This is a genomic window from Streptomyces pacificus (assembly GCF_011766325.1).
GTDB classification, from domain to species: Bacteria; Actinomycetota; Actinomycetes; order Streptomycetales; family Streptomycetaceae; genus Streptomyces; species Streptomyces pacificus.
This window is the reverse complement of sequence record NZ_BLLG01000006.1, coordinates 13,910-33,311: the sequence shown is the minus strand read 5'-3', so window position 1 is coordinate 33,311 and position 19,402 is coordinate 13,910. Positions and strand designations below refer to the sequence as shown.

The following is a 19,402-nucleotide window of genomic DNA, read 5'->3' as shown; positions in this document are numbered from 1 at the left end:
CGGCAGGGCAGCCCGGTCCGACGAGGACACTGGCAGACTTCAGCTGTGATACGCGAACCAGCTGAACTGCAGATCGATGACGAGGGCCGTGTGTCCCTGCCGCTTGGGCTCCTGGCGGAGGCGGGCCTGGATACGGGCGGCCGCATCCTCGCCTTCAGCGACGGGGGCGGGCGCATTGTGCTGCAGCGGGAGGCGGACGCCGTCGAGGCGCTGCTGCGAGACGGAACTCTGTGAGTCGCAGTTCTGCTGGCGCTAGACGGCTCCCGCCCCGAGATGCTCCAGGAGTGCTCGCACGTCCGCGGCGTCCATTCCTGCGGCCAGCGGGACTTCCTCTTCCGGATCGCCCAGCTGCTGCACCTCCGGGTCGTCGAGGATCCGCCCCATGAAGTCCAGTTTCTGCGCCAACCGAACGGCTACCACCTCGTCGACCGTACCTTCGGCCGTAAGGACCGTGACCCGCGTCTCCGTGTCCAGCGCGAGGCCGAGGCGGTGAATGCGGTCGAGGCTCTGCAGGAACTGGCCGGCCTGGAAATCACGGTCCACATAGACCGCGTCATGGCACACCTGGTGGAGGCTGATGCCCTCGCCGAGGGTCGCCGGATTGGAGATGAGGACGCTGCAGTCCGGATCCTTCCGGAAGCGGCGCAACTCAGCTTCCCGGTCGGGGGTCCCCCCGTGCACAGCCGCTGGCTGGAACGGCGCCAGCAGTGCTTGGAGCGAAGTGATACTGCGGACGAAGCTCGTCCAGATCAGAGTCTTGCGTCCGGCCTCAGCATTGGCGGACACGATGGATAGGGTTTCCTGGTACTTGGGCGGCAGCTCGTAGTCGGGGAGTCGGCGGAGGAGCATGGAGAGCGGATCCCCCTCGGCCACCTCCAGCGGTGGGACGCGGAAGTACAGCGGCTCGTAACGCGTTGAGCCCGCCACGAGCAGAGCCGGGCTGGTGGCGGCCATCAGCAGGCGCAGCGCTGTCTTGCCGAGCGATTCGAAGTCGGTTCGGTCGGCCGCCGCCCTGGCTGAGAGCTTCCCCACCAGAGCGTCGTAGATCTCGCGGTGAAGCGGCGGCATCGGGATTCGGCGCACCCGCGTCTCCATGGGAGGCAGTCCGAGCTCCTCTTTGGTCGTCCGCGTATACAGGGGGCGCAGTACTCGGCTGGCATGGGCGAGGTCGCCGCCGTCGACAGCTTGAGTGACCACGCGCCGCCCGTGCCCCGGCCAGACGAAGGAGAGAAGGTTCTCCAGGTCCTTGGCGCCATTGGGTGCAGGAGTGCCGCTGAGGATCATCCGGACACGGCTGAGGGGGCCCAGTGCCATGCAGGCGGCACCGTAAACCCCGGCCCCGCCGAGCTTCATTCGGTGGGCCTCATCGAGGACGAGCATCGCTGGGGCCGCCTCCAGCCACTGGGACAGCCCAGCGAGGGCCCGGTCCAGACGCTCGTAATTGACGAGGAGGATGTCTGCTGAGGCCGGGACCGTCTTGCCGAGCACCTGCACGTCGAGCCCGGTGGCGAAGCACTGCTCCGGCTCCCATTGCCATGCTTCGTAGGCGGACTTCGGGCTCACCACAAGCATGCGGGTTACGGCTCCGCGCTGGCGGAGTGCAGAGAAGACGGCGAGGGAGACGCGGGTCTTGCCGGCGCCGGGCACACTGAAGTTGGCTCCGTGGCGGACCGAGAGAAGGCGGGCTATGTCGCGGAGCTGGAAAGGGGTAAGAGGGCCGATCCAGTCGTCGCTCAGCAGGGCCGGGACCGACTCCGGCTCGACGGTGTCCTCGTCGGGCGAGCCGCTGAGGAGCCTCTCCGCCGTGTCCGCCGTGTCGAGCATCTCGGTGACAAGGAGACGGAAGTCTTCCTCCCATACAACGCTGTCCGGTCGTGCCCAGGCCCCGAGCGCGCTGATACTGGCGAGGAAGCTATCGATGGGGACAGCTGCCGAGAGCCTGTCGGTCATCCGGCCGCTGGGGAAGCTGGCGATCAACTGCCCCAGCGCACCACGGTACTCGGGCACAGTCCGCAGCGCTGCCTGCGTGCGAGTGATGTCGAAGCCGATCGTCAGACTGGGTCCGTCGGCCACTTAGCGCGCCTTCCCGAACGTCTCGAGGAGCCAGGTCACGCCGTCTCCTGGGTGCTGCACAGTGCGCCTGGTCTCGATAGCGAGCTTCTCCAGTTTCTGCCGTAGATCAGTGACGGCGTCGTCGAACGACTCCTCATCCAGGCTTCGCTGCGCGCGGGACATGACCAGGTCCGTAACGCATTGCTCGATGTCGCGGCCGGCATCGGCAAGGCGGGCAGGTGCTGCCTGCTTGCGCTTCTTGATACGCGCGTCGCGGCCGGCATCGCTGATGGCCTGATCCATCGCCACGCGCAGCCGCACGACCTCCTTCTCTGCCTCAGCCGCAGCCTCCGGCGGAGCCGCGCTGCCTGGCCGGCTGACAGCTCGCGCGTGCAGGACGGCGTCTGTCAATGCCTTGGCTGCACCAAGGGAGGCAGACGGACCCTTCACAGCCCGACCCAAACCGGGGATGGCCACCCCCGCCGAAGCTTCAGCTGGGGCTTCGCTGTCCGGCAGCGTCTTGGAGAGGTAGCGGTCGCGGAAGTCGTGGTCGATGAACCGGACATCGGTCTTGGCGAAGCCCAGGAGCATGGCCGCCAGCCGGTTCTCCAGCAGGAGCTCCGCCTTCTCCGGGTTGACCGCGTACTGCTTGGCGTATGCGCGGTGCAGTTCGCGGAACTTCTCCGCCTGGTCCTCGAAAGCGACCAAAGACAGCTGCTCGTCGGCCGTCTTGCTTCGCTCGATGAGCGACTCGATGCGGGCGAGCACCCACTGGTCCTGTCGGCAGCGCTCCGCGGTCGTGCGGAAGGTAGCGGCGATGACAGCGAGGGGCGTGCCTTGATCCACTAGCTCCTGAACCGCGAGCAACCGGTTGATGTAGGAGTAGTCCCGCCGGTGCTCCTTGCGCAGCTGGAGCGACAGTTCGATCGCAGCGATGTCCTGCCAGTCGCAGGAAGGCGGCAGTACGGCTACACGCATGGCGTGGTTGGGGCCGAAAAGCTGCATCAGAGCAGCGCGCCGGGTATTGCCGTTGACGAGGATGCCTTCGTGAGTGATCAACCCGGGATCAGTCTGGCCGTACTCCTTCAGGCTCGCCATCAGTTCGTCGAACTCAGGATCAGTCCGGGCGGGGTCTGCCGGCAGCACCTGCAGAAGTCGGTCCAAGTACGCCTGGCTGTCACTGCTCCAGGGGTCGTCCGCGAGCGCTTCCGCCTGCTTCGGGTCGTGGCCGGCCTGTGCGCGGATGCGGTGGGTTGCCGGGTTGTAGTAGAGGCTGCCCACTGGCACCTGGATGACTTCCAGATGCTCCGGCCCGCCCCGCCACTCGACAGTGAAGGTCTCGCGGGGACCGCCGCCGGCCGCGATCTCCTCCAACCGGGACCGCACAAGGGCGCGGTTCTCCTCGGCACCCGGCGGCAGACCGTAGCCTTTGGCCATGTACTTGCTCCTGCTTCCGTTCGCGTTCTTACGAGGTTGTTCTGTGCAGCAGGGCTGCTCAGCCGAGTCCCAGCTCCGCCCGGAGCTGCGCCCGCGACTCCTCAGGCAGAGAGCGGTAGTCGCTCCAGATCTGCTCCAGGAGGCTGAACTCCCGCCGGTCGGCCGCCACCCAGCCGGACAGTACGCTGCGCTCGGCTGAGTCGAGGACGGCGGCTGCCTTGAGCACCGTGCCCAGATCCACTGCGAGCTCCCTGCCTCCCACCCGGCACCGCTTGCACTCGGTGACCAATTCCGTGGCCTTGGTGCCGTCCGGCTTCACCACTTCCCTACGGGCGATGTCGAGCTGGGCTGCCTCATAGGTGCCGGCGTAGATCTCGCCAGGGGTGATGCCGCAGGAGCGGCACATGTTCCCGTCCCTAGCCAGCACCTCGCGTCGGCGCGCTGCACCGATCGCGATCGTTCCTGACTTGCGGGTCGCGCGACCTGGCTCCCAGACAGGGTCGCCGGGCTTCACGAAGCGCTGCTCGTGGGGGTCCAGCTCCTCGTCTTCCCTGTTGGTGTCGATACGCCAACCGAAATCCCGGAGGTCCCGCATGCGGCGGTCGACCTGGGACACCCCGGGGAAGGCTGCACGCAGGTCCTCCTTGGTGAAGGTATTGCCTTCGCCGACCACGGAGACCAACCACAGGGCCACGCGCTTCATCGTTCCGAGGCCGGCATCCTGCCAGGACGGCATGACATCTCCATTCGCGGGGGCCTCCCTGCGGGATGGCCCGGGTGGCTGGTGGGCAGCGGGCTGCGGACATTCATTAGTAGCACGGCCCCACATCCTCATTCCAGCGATTAGCGATCTTTACACAGGCGGGGAAAGAGAAGGCGTCCGTAAAGATCCGTTTTAGGGCTATTTGTCGGCATTGAAGGTGGCAAACCACCCCCGAAAAGTAGTCAGGAAAAAGCGCGGAACTGTGCACCGCCGAGCCGGGGAGTGGCTAGGCTTCCGGTGATCACCGGTTCCCCCTAGGCAATCTCGAGCGAGCGGAAGGGTTCGTTTGGCATGCCGTCACTTGGATCGATTAGCACCACCTGTGCGCCCGAGGCCACGCAAGAGGTTCAGGCGTTCGCCAAAACCCTCAAGCTCCTCATCCACCATGTCCGCCCCGGCGACACGATGGCGCAGAAGGCGAAGGCACTGCACGTCTCGCCGCCGCTCCTCTCCCACTGGCTCAACGGACGGCGGCTTCCGCGTACGGCAGTTATCGAAGAGATGTCCGGGTTGGCGGCCGAGGGAGTGGCAGACGGTGGAGATGCCGCCGTACTGGCCCGCGAGTTCGCAGCACTCAAGCCACTCCTCCAGGCCGCGCGGAAGTCGACCTGCCGTCGATGCGCGGGCAGGTGCACCTGCGACGAGGCGGGGGTCGAGAGGGACCGGCGCAACAGTTCCTGCAGCACCTCCGCTGACAAGGGGGACCGGCGCAACAGCGCGGCGCCGACGAACTCGAATTTACCGGCGCACCTGGCGGCGATGGCCGAGGCTGACCGCGTGGCTCATCTGCTGGGCCTGGGGGCGGCACTGAGCGAAGGGGATATCGGCGTATATGCCGACATCCTTGCGCGCGCAGGAATGAAGGCCGAAATGGAGGTTCTGATCCGTTCTGCTGAATCATCCGGGAGGGACTCAACGGAAATTGCAATCGCCCTCGGCGGACTCCGCTAGCATTTTGAATGGTCGACTCTCACTCAAATCAGGAACAGGGAAAACACGTGTCCAGCGACAGGTGCGAGGGGCCCCGCCCCCTTAACGGCTGCCGCGCACCCCCGGCAGTGCAGGGAAGGCTCGGCCTGAAGGGTCGGCAAACCGCGACCGAGACCTCCCCTGCCGAAACGCCCGTTAGATCGATGACCAACCAGGAGTTCCATCTTGAATAGTAAGGCCCTTCCGGCCCGACTGGCCAGGAAGATCAAGGCTGCCTGCCTGCGGCTCCGCGCTGCCACCGGAGGTCCGGAACGCGTTGGCCCCCTGTGGGAGAAGACGCGTCGCCGGATCCGCTTCCTCCGCTGGACGCTGGTGATCCAGATCCTCAAGGGGGCCGCCTTCGCCGGCGGCGGCATCCTCATCCAGATCGCGGCCACTCGGTACCTCAACCATTGAAGTACTCGCTGCTCACGGCCCGTCCCTGCCCCGGGGGGAGCAGGCACTGACCGACCGGCCGCGCTAACGGCGGCAAGCTGAACGATCAGGCAGTGTGCGGCACCAGCGCATGTCGGCGGGTGCCGCACACTGCTGGCTGACGGCCGGCACACCCGTACCGGCCGACCTCGCAGTGCACAGCTCAGCACCCTGACCGCCGCCTGCGCCCCCCGGGGAGCCGACCCGCTCCCCGAGCCCCCGCAGGACCATGCGACACCCGGTCACTCCAACGCCGTGACCTGCACAAACGCCATACGCACTGGTCACGATCCCGCCCGGACCTCATTCGGGACGAAGAGGGCGTGAGTTCAGGACGCCAGGTGTTGCAGCCGACTGGCAGCCTCGTCGAGAACGTCGTTCCTCTTGCAGAAGGTGAAGCGGACCTGGGTGCGGCCGGCGTCGGGGTCGTCGTAGAAGACGGAGTTGGGGATGGCGACGACGCCGCAGCGTTCGGGGAGGGTGCGACAGAAGGCGTAGGCGTCCTTCTCGCCGAAGGGGGTGATGTCGGTGGTGATGAAGTAGGTGCCCTCCGGCTGGTAGACCTCGAAGCCGACCGCCCGCAGGCCGTCGCCGAGCAGGTCGCGCTTGCGCTGCAGGTCGGCACGGAAGCCGTCGAAGTACGAGTCGGGGAGGCGGAGAGCTTCGGCGACGGCGTACTGGAAGGGGCCCGCGCTGACGTACGTCAGGTACTGCTTGGCGGTGCGGACAGCGGCGATGAGCGGGGCGTCCGCCATAGCCCAGCCGACCTTCCATCCGGTGAAGGAGAAGGTCTTGCCGGCGGAGGAGATGGAGACGGTGCGCTCGCGCATGCCGGGGAGCGTGGCGATCGGGACGTGGGCGGTGCCGTTGAAGACCAGGTGCTCGTACACCTCGTCGGTGACCACGAGCAGGTCGTGCTCGACGGCGAGTGCGGCGATGGCGCGTTGTTCGTCGGCGGTGAGGACCATTCCGGTGGGGTTGTGCGGGGTATTGAGGAGCAGGAGGCGAGTGCGCGGGGTGATCTTGGAGCGCAGCTCGTCGAGGTCCGGGCGGAAGGATGGGGCGCGCAGGGTGAGCGGGACGCGCTTCGCGCCGGCCATGGCGATGCAGGCGGCGTAGGAGTCGTAGAAGGGCTCGAAGGCGATCACCTCGTCGCCGGGCTCCAGCAGCGCGAGCATGGCCGCCGCGATCGCCTCCGTCGCGCCCGCGGTGACCAGGATCTCCGTGTCAGGGTCGAGGGTCAGGTCGTAGAAGCGGTGCTGGTGGTCGGCGATCGCCTGGCGCAGCTCCGGGACACCCGGGCCTGGCGGATACTGATTGCCGCGGCCGTCGCGCAGCGCTCGTACAGCGGCCTCACGTACGGACTCCGGGCCGTCCGTGTCCGGGAAGCCCTGCCCCAGGTTGATCGCGCCCGTCGCGGTCGCCAGGGCCGACATCTCCGCGAAGATCGTCGTCCCGAGCCCGTCCAGCCTGCGGTTCAGCAGCGGCCTGGTGTTCATCTCTCCACCGTTCTCACTCGGGTACCCGATGAGTGTGCACACCCCATCCTGACTCATCGGATCCCCATCCCGCGGGGGGCCGGCAGGCTGAGGCCCTGCTCCTCCGGCTCCCGGGGCACCCCGGTCTTCGCCGAGAGGGCGCGCGGAACCTCTGGACTCGCTCAAGTCCGCTTTGGACCGGGAAGGCGCCGGGCATACCCAGGGCAGCCGGAGACGGCCTTGCTTCGGGGGATGAAGGCAGGTGAGGTCAGTGATCAAAATTGCGATCGGGTTAGCGGTCGCCGTGGCCATCGGGATCGTGGTGGCGAGGGCCGGTGGCAGGCGCGGGGGCCGTCCGCGCCGCGGCGGAGGCGGCACCAGTTGGTGGGCCGGTGACGGGGTCGGTCCTTCGTCTGGTGGTTCGCCGTCCGGTGGTTCGCCGTCCGGTGGTTCGCGGTCTGGTGGTGCGTCGTCCGGTGCTTCCTCCCGCGGTGGCGATGGCGGTGCCAGCGCCAGCGGCAGTGCCGGCAGTGGCGGCGGCTGCGGAGGTGGCGGCGGTGGTGGCGGCGGCTGCGGTGGTGGTGGCTGCGGTGGTGGCTGATGGCCGTGCGTACGGCGGCAGTTGACGGGCCTGTGCCCGGCGGCTGAGCCCGGCGGCCGGCCGCGGAGGCCGGGGCGGCGCCCGAGCGGATCGAACATCCGCCGGGCGCAAGCCTGTTGACGCCTGATGCACTTATCCGCCGTGGTTGTGCACGTGCCCGGCAGGTTTACCTTGAACAGGTGAACCGTAGGGCCCCCCAGGGGATGTAATGCACGTCAAGTTGGGTAAAAGCGCTGTGGGCGCCGTGCACTTCATGATTCCCTCGCTGTTGAGAACATCCAGCCCTCGGACCGTCTGCGGACCCGAGTCGGCAGATCCCCCACCTCCCTGTGCTGCCCCCGGGGCGCCCCGGTCCACCCGTCACGCGTGTATTGCGGAGCCGACCCATGCTCACGACCCTGAAGACCTCCTACACCGACACCCGCGCGGCCGATCTGGCCTGGGCGCTGGATCGGGAGCCGCTGCCCGCGCTCGCCGCGCTCGATCTGGAACTGGTGGGTTCCAGACTTCAGTTGAGACTTCTGGGCGCCTCTCACCAGGTGCTGCTCGAAGGGGAGCCCGGCATCTGCTCCGAGACGGTGGCGTGCATGCCCGGCCGCAGCACGCCGCTGCCGCTGGGCGTGGCGCGGCGCCTCGGGGGCTGGGAGTACGAGTTCGCGGCGCGGGTGGAGACGCTGTCCGAGCGCTCGTTCGCGGTGCGGGCGCAGGAGCTGCTGGCGCTGGTGGCGGACCATCCGCACGGGCTGGCCGGCACGTTCCCCGGCTCGCCGCACGCCTTCACGGCGATGGTGGCGCAGCAGGTCGACGGCCAGACGTGCTGGCGGACCTGGCACGCGTACCCCCAGGAGGGCCAGTTGGTCGTGACCCGCACCCAGGTCGGCGCGCGACCGCCCCTGCCGCGCTGACCGCCGCCAGCACGGCATTTCGGGGCAGTCGCACTCGTGTGGGTGACACTTTTGGAGGGATGTGTGACGTAGCGTGATGTCGTGATGGGCCAGTCTGTGTCGGCATCGGCGCGGGGCGGGTTGCGGCCGCCGCCCGTCCGGCCGGACGCGGGCTGGCTCGTGCCGCTGTCGACGCTGCTGCGCCCGCGGTACGCCGAGTGAGCGCTGTGAGGCGTGCGGGTGTCGCGCGGAAGGGCTCCCGCCGGGCCGACGCTGAGTAGGCTCGGCTTCCATGGAGCATCAGGTGTTCGTTCCGGTACCGGCAGACAGGCTTCGGCGGACTCTGGCCGACCCCGCGCGGGTCGCCCGGTGCGTCCCGGGCCTCCAGCGGGACGCCGACGCGGCGGCGGGCCCACTCGCGGGCCGGCTGAAGGTCCGGGTGGGCGGTCACACGATCACCTACCGGGGCGCGCTTCGCGTCACCGAACGGGACGGCGGCTTCAGGGCCGAGGGGGAGGGAGCGGAGGTCCGGGGCCACGGCTCGGTCACGGTGGCGCTGACCGCCCTGCTCACCGAGGCCGAGGGCGGTACCACGCTCGCCTTCACCGGGACGGCGCATGCGGACGGCCGCCTCGCCGAGGCTGCTCCCGGCGCGGCAGAGCAGTCCGCCGCCCGCCTGCTCGACCGGTTCGCCGCTGCTCTGGCCGCCGCCGCGGCGGACGAGGAGCGCGGGGCGGACGAGGAGCGCGGGGCGGACGGCGGCGACGGCGAGGAACCGCCGGGGGGCGGGGGCGGGGAAGCCCCGGACGGCGGGGGCCGCGGGGGCGAGAGCGGCCCGAGCGATCGGGGTGCCGCTCCGGCCGGCTCCGGCGGCGCTCCCGGGCGGTCGGACGCCGCGGCCGGGCAGGAGCCGCCTTCCGCCTCGGGTACCGGCCCCCCGGCGCCGGCAGCCGGTGCGAACGGCATGCACGAGGGCCCGGCGGACGGCGACGAGGACCAGGGCGCGCCCCTGTTCGAGGTCGATGTGCCTCCGTCGGCACTGGACCCGTTGGCCGACGAGGTGTTCGGCGAGGACGGCGAACCGCCCGCCGAGGCGGCGCACGCCCGCCGGACCATGATCGGTCGCAGCGCCGAGGAGGTGGACCACGCGCCGCCGCGCGGCCGGTACGCCCCCGTCCCCGCACCCCGGTCCGCAGCGGCCGGCGGCGCCCTGCGCTGGGCCGCCCCCGCCGCCGCGCTCGCCATCGCCACCGCTGTGGTCGTCGCACGGGCACTGCGTCGCCGCCGGTAGCCGCCGGTCATCGAGCGGCCTATACGAGCGGGGCGCGCCGGGCTGCCCGACAGTAGGGTCGGGGTGTGAGTAGCGAAGAGAACATCCGGCTCATCGCCGGCGACGCCGAGTTGACGGTCACTCCGGGCAACGGCTGCCGGATCAGCAGCTTCCGTGTCGCGGGTACCGAGCTGCTGCGGCAGGGGGAGCGGTACGGCTGCTTCCCGATGGTTCCCTGGTGCGGCCGCACGGGGAACGGCCGCTTCCGCAGCGGCGGGGTGGAGCACCGGTTGCCCGTCAACGACCCGCCGCACGCCATCCACGGCACCGGCCGGGACACCGCGTGGCGCACCGCCCGCACCGGCCGCGCCGAGGCCGTCTTCACCTGCGAACTCGGCGAACCCTGGCCGTACACCGGGCTCGTCACCCAGACGTTCGCACTGAACGAGGACTCGCTGACACTCCAGCTCGGCGTCGAGACGTACGACGACTCCTTCCCCGCGCAGGCGGGCTGGCACCCGTGGTTCCTGCGCCATGCCTTTCCCGACGGCAAGGGCGCCCGGCTCGACTTCGTCCCCGACTGGCAGGAGGAGCGGGGCCCCGACTACCTGCCCACCGGACGGCGGATCGGCCCGATGCCAGGACCGTGGGACGACTGCTTCGGCATGGAGGACGGCGTCGACGTCACCCTCACCTGGCCGGAGCGCCTGGAGCTGACGGTGAAGAGCCGCACCGAGTGGGTCGTCGTCTACGACGAGCAGGAGGAGGCGATCTGCGTCGAGCCGCAGTCCGGCCCCCCGAACGGCCTGAACACCCACCCGCGCCTGGTCACTCCGATCGATCCGCTCGAGATCTCGACGACCTGGTCGTGGCGTCGCCCCGCGTAGGGGCGCCCCGCTCACCCGGCCCGGCCGGCCGGTAGCGGCGGGGCGGCTTCGGAGGCCACCCCCGTATGGCGTGATCCCGTCGGGCGTGATCCCGTCGGGCGTCCGGTCCGGGTCCGGGGCCCGGAGGGCAGCGCCTCGGGGCCGGGAGGCAGCGCGGCGGGCAGCGCCGCGCGGGCCCGCTCTGGTGCACCGGTACCGCGCGGGGCCGCTCTCGTACACCGGTTACCGCGCGGGGCCGCCTCCCGTGGTTGCCGGGGGCGGGGGCACATGCCGGACGTTCCCGGCCGGGCGGGACTCCCGTCGCACGCCCTAAGCTCGTGACCATGACTGACGTACGTGCTGAGCTGCTCCAGCAGATCAAGGACAAGGCCGTGGTGCACGGCAGGGTGACCCTCTCCTCGGGGCGTGAGGCCGACTACTACATCGACCTTCGCCGGATCACGCTGGACGGTGAGGCGGCGCCTATGGTCGGCCAGGTCATGCTGGATCTGACCAGGAACCTGGAATTCGACTGCGTCGGCGGTCTGACGCTGGGCGCCGACCCCGTCGCGTCCGCGATGCTGCACGTCATGGCCGCCCGTGGCGGGCGTCTGGACGCCTTTGTCGTGCGGAAGGCCCAGAAGACGCACGGGATGCAGCGGCGTATCGAGGGCGCGGACGTCAAGGGCCGTCGCTGCCTGGTGGTCGAGGACACCTCCACGACCGGCGGTTCGCCGCTCACCGCCGTCGAGGCCGTGCGTGAGGCCGGGGGCGAGGTCGTCGCCGTGGCGACGATCGTGGACCGGGGTGCCGCCGGGGCGATCGCCGAGGCGGGGCTGCCCTATCTGACCGGATTCGAACTGTCGGACCTCGGTCTCGCCTGATCCGGACGGCCCGATCTGACCTGCGCTTTCCGTAAGGGCGTGGGTGTTTCACGTGAAACCTCGCGCCCCTCGTCCCCGGAGCCACCATGGGCGTCTGGGAGGATAGGTGCGACGATGACGTCGCCCCCAGGTCAGGGTGCCAAGCAACGCACACCGCACATCACAAGGAGCGGACAGATGCCCATCGCAACCCCCGAGGTCTACAACGAGATGCTCGACCGGGCGAAGGCAGGCAGGTTCGCCTACCCGGCCATCAACGTCACCTCGTCCCAGACTCTGCATGCCGCGCTGCGCGGTTTCGCGGAGGCCGAGAGCGACGGCATCGTCCAGATCTCCACCGGTGGCGCGGAATACCTGGGTGGCCAGTACGACAAGGACATGGTGACCGGCGCCGTCGCCCTCGCCGAGTTCGCGCACATCGTGGCCGCCAAGTACCCGGTCAACATCGCCCTGCACACCGACCACTGCCCCAAGGACAAGCTGGACGGCTATGTCCGCCCGTTGCTGGCCGTCTCCGAGCAGCGTGTCGCCCAGGGCCGCAACCCCCTCTTCCAGTCGCATATGTGGGACGGCTCCGCCGAGACCCTCGCCGACAACCTGTCCGTCGCCCAGGAGCTGCTGGCCCGCGCGGCCGCCGCCAAGATCATCCTCGAGGTCGAGATCACCCCGACCGGCGGAGAGGAGGACGGCGTCTCGCACGAGATCAACGACGAGCTCTACACCACCGCCGAGGACGCCATCCGCACCGCCGAGGCGCTGGGTCTCGGCGACAAGGGCCGCTACCTGCTCGCCGCGTCCTTCGGCAACGTCCACGGCGTCTACAAGCCGGGCAATGTCGTGCTCCGCCCCGAGCTGCTCAAGGACCTCCAGGAGGGTGTCGCGGCCAAGTACGGCAAGTCCGAGCCGTTCGACTTCGTGTTCCACGGCGGCTCCGGCTCCACGGCCGAGGAGATCGCGGTCGCGCTGGAGAACGGCGTCGTCAAGATGAACCTCGACACCGACACCCAGTACGCCTTCACCCGCCCCGTCGCGGACCATATGCTGCGGAACTACGACGGCGTGCTGAAGGTCGACGGCGAGGTCGGCTCCAAGAAGACCTACGACCCGCGCACCTGGGGCAAGGCCGCCGAGGCCGGCATGTCCAAGCGCGTCCTCGAGGCCTGCCAGGTGCTGCGCGCCGCGGGCAGCAAGATGAAGTAGGCGGTACGGGACGGAGTCCGGTGCGAGGCCCGGCACCGGACTCCGTCCTGCCGGTAAGGACCGTCGTGCAGGAGCATCGGCAAGGGCCGTCGTGAAGTGTTGTGAAGGAGCATCGGGAAGAACTGCCGGGAAAGATTGTCGGGAGGGACCAGACGATGCCGCACCAGACCCCGTACGACTTCGACACCCCCGTCGACCGGCGTGATACTGCCAGCGTGCAGTGGGACGGCACGGCCGACCGGTTCGGCAGAGCGGGACTGCTGCCGTTCACCATCTCCGACATGGACTTCACCTCACCGCCGCCGGTGCTGGACGCGCTGCGCGAGCGCATCGCACACGGGGTGTTCGGGTACACCGACTGGCGCCTCGGACCGTTCACCGAGGCCGTGTGCGACTGGCACGCCCGGCGGTACGCCACCGCCCTCGATCCGGAGCGGATCGTCTACGCGCCCTCGGTGCTCAGCCAGATCTCGCAGCTGCTGCAGATGTGGACGCGGCCGGGGGACGGGATCGTCGTGCACGCACCCACGTATGACGGCTTCCACAGAACGGTGACGGGCCTCGGCCGGCGGCTCCGGCCCGTCGCGATGGGCGACGACGCAGGCCTGGAGCGGGAACTCGCCAGGACCGACGCGAAGGTGCTGATCCTCTGCTCGCCGCACAACCCCACCGGACGGGTGTGGACCGAGGCCGAGCTGAAGGGTTTCGCCCGGCTGGCGGCGGAGCACGGGGCCGCAGTGATCTCGGACGAGATCCATGCGGACTTCGTGCACGACGGGCACCAGCATCTGCCGTGGACCCGCTTCGCGGACGACGGGGGGAGGTGGGCCGTGGTCACCTCGGCGTCGAAGGCGTTCAACTTCCCCGCCCTGAACGGTTCGTACGGCATCATCGGCGACCCCGGGGAGCGTGCGGCGTTCATCCGGCGGATGGAGACGGGAGAGGGCCTCGGCTCCCCGGCCGTGCTCTCGCTCACCGCGCACATCGCCGCGTACCGGCACGGTGCCGCCTGGCTGGACGCCGCTCGCGGCTATGTGGCGGGGAATCTGGCGATGCTGGAGGAGCGGCTGCGGTCGGCCTTCCCGATCCTCGGCTGGACGCCGCCGCAGGCCGGCTATCTGGCGTGGATCGACCTGCGGGAGCTCGGGGTGCAGGACGAGGCGCTCCAGCGGGAGCTGGTCGAGCGGGAACGCGTCGCGATCATGCCGGGAACGGTGTACGGGGCGGAAGGCTTCGTCCGGCTCAATCTGGGCTGCCCACGTTCCAAGGCGGAGGCGGGCGCCGATGCGCTGGTGCGGGCCCTGACCAGGCTGGCCTAGAAGGCGCCCGGGCCCCGCCTCGACCGTTCCCCCTCGCCCGGCCCTGTGCGGCCCCGTGCGGCCCTGTGCGGCCCCGTGTGGTGGCCGGGCCGTGCGGGACCCTGCCGCGGTGGGCCGGGCGGGCCGGGTGGATGGGGTAGCGCGGTAGCGCGGGTGAAGGGAGACCGTGCCGGGTGGGGCGGTTGGACCGGGGCCGGTGCCGGTCCGGTCCGACGCCGGGGCGTACCCGGTGGCTACCGGGCCGAGCCGGGGCGCGGCGTCCCGGGGCCGGGAGCGCGCCCCGGGGGAGACGCCCGGGCCCTCGACGTCCGGGTGCCTCCCTCGGGCCCCCGCCTTCCGGGATCCCGGGCCCGGGATCCCGGAAGGATTCCGCGGGCGGTCCTCGCGCGGGGCTGCGGGGGGCGAGTGAGACGGGGCGGCACGGCTCCCCTGCCACGCCCCGGACGCATGGCGATGACCGCGGCCGGCTCGCCACGGGAGTGCGGGGGCGGAATGATTCGCCCCATGGACATCAGGCTCGCGTCGGCCACCGGGCGCTGGACCGTCCTGACGACCGTCCTCGGGTCCAGCATGGCCCTGCTCGACTCCACGGTCGTCAATGTCGCCCTCCCCCACATCGGTGAGGACCTCGACGCCGACCTCGCCCAGCTGCAGTGGACCGTCAACGCCTACATGGTGACCCTCGCCGGGCTGATCCTGCTGGGCGGTGCACTGGGGGACCGCTACGGGCGCCGGCGGGTCTTCGCCGCCGGTGTGCTGTGGTTCGCTGTCGCGTCGCTGGCCTGCGGACTGGCACCGAACGCCGAGGTCCTGATCGCCGCCCGCGCGCTGCAGGGCGTCGGCGGGGCACTGCTCACCCCGGGGTCGCTCGCGCTGATCCAGGCGAGCTTCCACCCGGAGGACCGGGCCAGGGCCGTCGGGCTGTGGTCCGGCTTCGGCGGGGTCGGCGCGGCGGCCGGGCCGTTCCTCGGCGGCTGGCTGGTCGACGGCCCCGGCTGGCGGTGGATCTTCCTGCTGAACGTGCCGCTGGCCGCGCTCTGCGTGCCCGTCGCGCTGCGCCATGTGCCCGAGTCGCGCGACCCCGCGGCGCACGGCCGGTTCGACGTGCTGGGCGCGGCGCTGGGGGCGCTGAGCCTCGCACTGGTCACCTACGCGCTGATCGACGGCGCGTGGTGGAGCGGCGTCGCCGGGGTTCTGACGGGTGCCGCGTTCATCCGGCTGGAGCGGCGCCGGAAGAGTCCCATGCTGCCGCTGTCGATCTTCCGGTCCCGGCTGTTCACCGCGGTCAATCTGGTGACGGTGTGCGTGTACGCGGGTTTCAGCGGCTTCTTCTTCCTCACGGCGCTGCAACTCCAGGTCGTCTCCGGCTACTCGGCCCTGGCCGCAGGAACCGCCCTGCTGCCCACCACCGTGCTGATGCTTCTGCTCTCCGCGCGGTCCGGGCAGCTGGGCGAGCGGATCGGCCCGCGCATCCCGCTCACGGTGGGACCGCTGCTGAGCGCGGCCGGGATGCTGCTGATGCTCCGGGTCGGCGCCGACGCCTCGTACGCCGCCGATGTGCTGCCCGCGCTGCTGGTGCTCGGCCTGGGCATGGTGACCTTGGTCGCTCCGCTGACCGCGACCGTGCTGGCGTCCGTGGACACCGGGCGGGCCGGGATCGCCAGTGGGGTCAACAACGCGGCGGCCCGTGCGGCGGGGCTGCTCGCGGTGGCCGCGCTGCCGATGCTCACCGGGATGGGGCCGGAGGCGTACCGGATGCCCGGGCAGTTCGCCGCGGCCTTCGCCCGGGCGATGCCGCTGTGCGCGGCGATCCTGGTGGCGGGCGCGGTACTGGCCTGGGCGATGGTCCGGCGGCCTGAGGACTGGCGGTGTCCCGCCACGTGCAGGGTGCACTGCGGCGTCGGCGCGCCGCCGCTGGAACCGCGGCGGGGACCGGGGCGGACCGGGCAGCCGGGCGCGCCCTAGTGCGGGCGCGCCCCAGGTCGGGCGTGCCCCAGGTCGGGCGCCCTGGCTGAGGGCGCGCACCACGCCACAACCCGGGGGGCGACGAAGCCCCGCCCTGGCAGGACCCCGTGGGCGAAGGCTCCGCGGATCGGGCCTGGTTGCCCCCGGCAGGGCGCCGACGGCTCCGTCGGTTGCCCGACTCTGCCAGCGCACCGGTACCGGCTCCGCGGATCCGCCGGCGACCTGTGACACTGAACCCATGGCCATCCACGAGAACCTGCTGGGGGGACCGCCCCCCACCCATCTGCCCGACGACCCCGAGCCGCGCGAGATGCTCGCGACCGGCACGGCTCCCGCCGATGTCGCCGCGAAGTACCCGACCTCCTCGCTTGCCTGGGCCCAGCTCGCCGACGACGCCTTCGAGGCCGGACGGGTCGTCGAGTCGTACGCGTACGCGCGCACGGGCTACCACCGGGGTCTGGACGCGCTGCGCCGCAGCGGATGGAAGGGGCACGGACCGGTGCCGTGGGAGCACGAGCCCAATCGCGGCTTCCTGCGTGCCCTGCATGCCCTCGCCCGCGCCGCGCAGGCGATCGGCGAGCAGGAGGAGTACGACCGCTGCAGCGCGTTCCTCCGCGACTCGTCCGGGACGGCGGCCGACACCCTCGGCTGACGACGACGCGAGCGTCCGTCCCCGCCGCCGGTCCGGATGCGATCGACCCGCTGTGACGGCCCCGCCGTCGTCGCCGGTCCGTCCCCCGCCGGTCCGGGCGCGGTGCCGCCGCGGACGCCCGGTCCGGACGCGGCAGAGCGAGGACGCCGCCGCCCGCGACCCGGTCCGCGGTGAGCCGGACCGCGGTGAGTGGACCGCGGTGAGCCGGACCGCCGCGCGGCGGACCGTCGTGCACCGGAGCCGTGCGAAGCGGAGCCGTGCGAAGCGGTACACCGCGCGCGGGGAGCGGGCGGTGCCGCACCGGACACCCCCGAGGGGCCGGGAGCCCCCGCCCCGGCACGGGGCGGGCGCCCGGACCGGGACGGGGCCGAGCGGGCGGGTGCCCCGACAGGGCTCCCGCCCCTCGCGTTACCGGCAGGGCCCGTGCTTATGATGCGCGAGGGGACCGGGGCTCCGAGACCAGCAACGGAAGGAGCGGACCGCTACCCGGACATATGTGTCAGGAGACGGCGAATGTCGCACTTTCCCGATGCCTCCGGAGCGGGTTCGGTCACCCCGAACCTCGACTTCGCGGGCACGACCCCGTACGAGGACTACGTCAAGGCCGATGTCCTCACCCATCTCCAGAAGCCCCTCTCCGAGGATCCCGGGGAGATGGTGTTCCTGGTGACCACCCAGGTGATGGAGCTGTGGTTCACCGTCATCGTCCACGAGTGGGAGACCGCCTCCCGGGCCCTGCGCCGCGATGCCGTTCCCGTCGCGATGGACGCGCTGAAGCGCTCCGTGCGGGAGCTGGACGCGCTGAACGCCTCCTGGCGGCCGCTCGCCCAGCTCACCCCCGTGCAGTTCAACTCCTACCGCGACGCCCTCGGCGAGGGCTCCGGCTTCCAGTCGGCGATGTACCGGCGGATGGAGTTCCTGCTCGGTGAGAAGTCGGCGTCCATGCTGGTCCCGCACCGCGGCGCCCCGCGTGTCCACGCCGAGCTGGAGAAGGCCCTGCACGAGCCGAGCCTCTACGACGAGGTGCTCCGCCTGCTCGCCCGCCGCGGGCTGCCGGTTCCGCCGTCCGTCGTCGACCGCGACCCGTCGCAGCGCTACGAGCCGTCGCCCGAGGTCGAACGGGTGTGGGCGGAGGTCTACGCGAACGAGGACCAGGACGCCGAGCTCGTCCGCCTCGGCGAGGCGCTGACCGATGTCGGCGAACTGGTGTGGCGCTGGCGCAACGACCACCTCGTCGCCACCCGGCGCGCCATGGGTGCCAAGGCCGGCACCGGTGGCTCCGCCGGCGTCGCCTGGCTGGAGAAGCGGGCGGCCAAGAACGTCTTCCCCGAGCTGTGGACGGCGCGCAGCCATGTCTGAGAAGAGACGCGCAGCCATGTCTGAGAAGAGACTGGGCGAGCGGGCCGCGGAACTGGACGCGGCGGACGAACTGGCCGGGCGGCGGAAGCTGTTCGCGCTCGACGACGACACGGTCTACCTGGACGGGAACTCCCTCGGCGCCCTGCCGCGGCACGTCCGGGACCGGATGGCCGACGTCATCGACAGGCAGTGGGGCGAACTGCGCATCCGCTCCTGGGACGAGAGCGGCTGGTGGACGGCGCCGGAGCGGATCGGCGAGCGGATCGCCCCGCTCGTCGGCGCCGGGCCGGGGCAGCTCGTCGTCGGCGACTCCACCAGCGTGAACGTCTTCAAGGCCCTGGTTGCGGCGGTGCGGATGGCGCCGGACGGCCGCGACGAGATCCTGGTCGACGCCACGACCTTCCCCACCGACGGCTACATCGCCGAGTCGGCGGCGCGGCTGACCGGCCACCGGCTGGTCGTGGCCGACCCCGCCGGCGTACCGGACGCGGTGGGGCCGCGCACGGCGGCGGCGCTCGTCAACCACGTCGACTACCGCACCGGCCGGCTGCACGACCTGCCGGGGATCACGGCGGCGCTGCACGCGCGGGGCGCACTCGCCGTCTGGGACCTCTGCCACAGCGCGGGCGCGCTGCCCGTCGGCCTCGACGAGCACGGGGTGGACCTCGCGGTCGGCTGTACGTACAAGTACCTCAACGGCGGGCCCGGTTCGCCCGCGTACCTGTACGTCGCCGAGCGCCACCAGGGCCGCTTCGACTCGCCGCTGCCCGGCTGGAACTCGCACGCCGACCCGTTCGGGATGACCCGCGACTACCGGCCGGCCGGGGGCGCGGCACGCGGCCGGGTCGGTACGCCCGACATCCTCTCGATGCTGGCGCTGGAGGCGGCGCTCGACGTGTGGGACGGGGTGGCGGTGGAGGCGGTACGGGCCAAGAGCCTCGCCCTCACCGACTTCTTCCTCGAATGCGTCGAGGCGTACGCGCCGGAGGGGGCACTCACCCCGCTCACCCCGGCCGCGCACGCCGAGCGGGGCAGCCAGGTGGCGCTGGCCTGCCCCGACGCACCCTCGGTCATGGAGGCGCTGATCGCCCGCGGGGTGGTCGGCGACCTGCGCCGCCCGGATGTGCTGCGGTTCGGCTTCACCCCGCTGTACGTCGGCTTCGCGGACACCGAGCGCGCGGCACGGGTCCTCGCCGACGTACTGGCCGGAGCGGACGCCCCGCCGAGCGGCTGACCGGCGGGGGCCGGCGGCCTGGTACCGTCCCGGC

Annotated in this window: 17 protein-coding genes; 13 read left to right on the top strand and 4 right to left on the bottom strand. The window is 71.1% G+C overall.

Translation table 11 applies throughout. The features are described 5' to 3' along the window. Positions 1-45: 45 nt before the first annotated feature. Positions 46-234 carry a hypothetical protein gene (locus SCWH03_RS12260; RefSeq protein WP_173264225.1) on the top strand — a complete coding sequence of 63 codons (189 nt, stop codon included), beginning with the start codon at positions 46-48 and terminating at the stop codon, positions 232-234. A gap of 18 nt (positions 235-252) precedes the next feature. On the opposite strand, the gene SCWH03_RS12255 is transcribed toward SCWH03_RS12260, so the two are convergent. The 3 genes from SCWH03_RS12255 to SCWH03_RS12245 are packed head-to-tail and all read right to left on the bottom strand — an operon-like array spanning position 253 to position 4,225. Then, complete coding sequence (locus SCWH03_RS12255) at positions 253-2,073, bottom strand: DEAD/DEAH box helicase (RefSeq protein ID WP_173264224.1); 1,821 nt, start codon at positions 2,071-2,073, stop codon at positions 253-255. Continuing rightward, positions 2,074-3,489, bottom strand: a complete 1,416-nt coding sequence (locus SCWH03_RS12250; RefSeq protein WP_173264223.1) for a transcriptional regulator — start codon at positions 3,487-3,489, stop codon at positions 2,074-2,076. It abuts the gene before it with no gap. Positions 3,490-3,547: 58 nt separating this feature from the next. Next, positions 3,548-4,225 carry a KpnI family restriction enzyme N-terminal domain-containing protein gene (locus tag SCWH03_RS12245; protein WP_123188666.1) on the bottom strand — a complete coding sequence of 226 codons (678 nt, stop codon included), beginning with the start codon at positions 4,223-4,225 and terminating at the stop codon, positions 3,548-3,550. A gap of 318 nt (positions 4,226-4,543) precedes the next feature. On the opposite strand from SCWH03_RS12245, the gene SCWH03_RS12240 reads away from it, so the two are divergent. Together SCWH03_RS12240 and SCWH03_RS12235 are read left to right on the top strand one after the other, a co-directional pair. After that, positions 4,544-5,203, top strand: a complete 660-nt coding sequence (locus SCWH03_RS12240) for a helix-turn-helix domain-containing protein (protein WP_173264222.1) — start codon at positions 4,544-4,546, stop codon at positions 5,201-5,203. 204 nt (positions 5,204-5,407) lie between these two features. Next, positions 5,408-5,638 carry a hypothetical protein gene (locus SCWH03_RS12235; RefSeq protein ID WP_173264221.1) on the top strand — a complete coding sequence of 77 codons (231 nt, stop codon included), beginning with the start codon at positions 5,408-5,410 and terminating at the stop codon, positions 5,636-5,638. Between the two features lie 347 nt (positions 5,639-5,985). Here the strand turns inward: SCWH03_RS12235 and SCWH03_RS12230 are convergent, their stop codons facing one another. Then, the gene (locus SCWH03_RS12230; RefSeq protein WP_173264220.1) at positions 5,986-7,155 is read right to left on the bottom strand and encodes a pyridoxal phosphate-dependent aminotransferase; all 1,170 of its coding nucleotides are present in this window, start codon (positions 7,153-7,155) and stop codon (positions 5,986-5,988) included. Between the two features lie 966 nt (positions 7,156-8,121). Between SCWH03_RS12230 and SCWH03_RS12225 the strand changes: the two genes are divergently transcribed. The 10 genes from SCWH03_RS12225 (at position 8,122) to kynU (ending at position 19,368) form a co-directional block, all read left to right on the top strand. Further along, a complete protein-coding gene (locus SCWH03_RS12225) occupies positions 8,122-8,640 on the top strand; it encodes a DUF2617 family protein (protein WP_173264219.1) in 519 nt (172 codons plus the stop codon). 271 nt (positions 8,641-8,911) lie between these two features. Continuing rightward, the gene (locus tag SCWH03_RS12220) at positions 8,912-9,910 is read left to right on the top strand and encodes an SRPBCC family protein (RefSeq protein WP_173264218.1); all 999 of its coding nucleotides are present in this window, start codon (positions 8,912-8,914) and stop codon (positions 9,908-9,910) included. A gap of 65 nt (positions 9,911-9,975) precedes the next feature. Next, entirely contained in the window at positions 9,976-10,776 is an 801-nt protein-coding gene (locus tag SCWH03_RS12215; RefSeq protein WP_173264217.1) for an aldose epimerase family protein, read from the top strand. Positions 10,777-11,099: 323 nt separating this feature from the next. Beyond that, complete coding sequence (gene pyrE / locus SCWH03_RS12210) at positions 11,100-11,639, top strand: orotate phosphoribosyltransferase (protein ID WP_173264216.1); 540 nt, start codon at positions 11,100-11,102, stop codon at positions 11,637-11,639. 177 nt (positions 11,640-11,816) lie between these two features. Next, positions 11,817-12,839: a class II fructose-bisphosphate aldolase gene (gene fbaA / locus SCWH03_RS12205; protein ID WP_173264215.1), complete on the top strand. Its 1,023-nt coding sequence runs from the start codon at positions 11,817-11,819 to the stop codon at positions 12,837-12,839. Between the two features lie 155 nt (positions 12,840-12,994). Then, positions 12,995-14,158, top strand: a complete 1,164-nt coding sequence (locus SCWH03_RS12200; protein WP_254076706.1) for a MalY/PatB family protein — start codon at positions 12,995-12,997, stop codon at positions 14,156-14,158. Between the two features lie 504 nt (positions 14,159-14,662). Further along, positions 14,663-16,123 carry an MFS transporter gene (locus tag SCWH03_RS12195; protein ID WP_173264214.1) on the top strand — a complete coding sequence of 487 codons (1,461 nt, stop codon included), beginning with the start codon at positions 14,663-14,665 and terminating at the stop codon, positions 16,121-16,123. A 238-nt stretch (positions 16,124-16,361) separates the two neighbouring features. Then, positions 16,362-16,775, top strand: a complete 414-nt coding sequence (locus tag SCWH03_RS12190) for a DUF3151 domain-containing protein (RefSeq protein ID WP_173264213.1) — start codon at positions 16,362-16,364, stop codon at positions 16,773-16,775. Between the two features lie 513 nt (positions 16,776-17,288). Continuing rightward, positions 17,289-18,134, top strand: a complete 846-nt coding sequence (locus SCWH03_RS12185) for a tryptophan 2,3-dioxygenase (protein WP_173264212.1) — start codon at positions 17,289-17,291, stop codon at positions 18,132-18,134. 16 nt (positions 18,135-18,150) lie between these two features. Further along, positions 18,151-19,368: a kynureninase gene (gene kynU / locus SCWH03_RS12180; RefSeq protein ID WP_173264211.1), complete on the top strand. Its 1,218-nt coding sequence runs from the start codon at positions 18,151-18,153 to the stop codon at positions 19,366-19,368. The last annotated feature ends 34 nt before the right edge of the window (positions 19,369-19,402 follow it).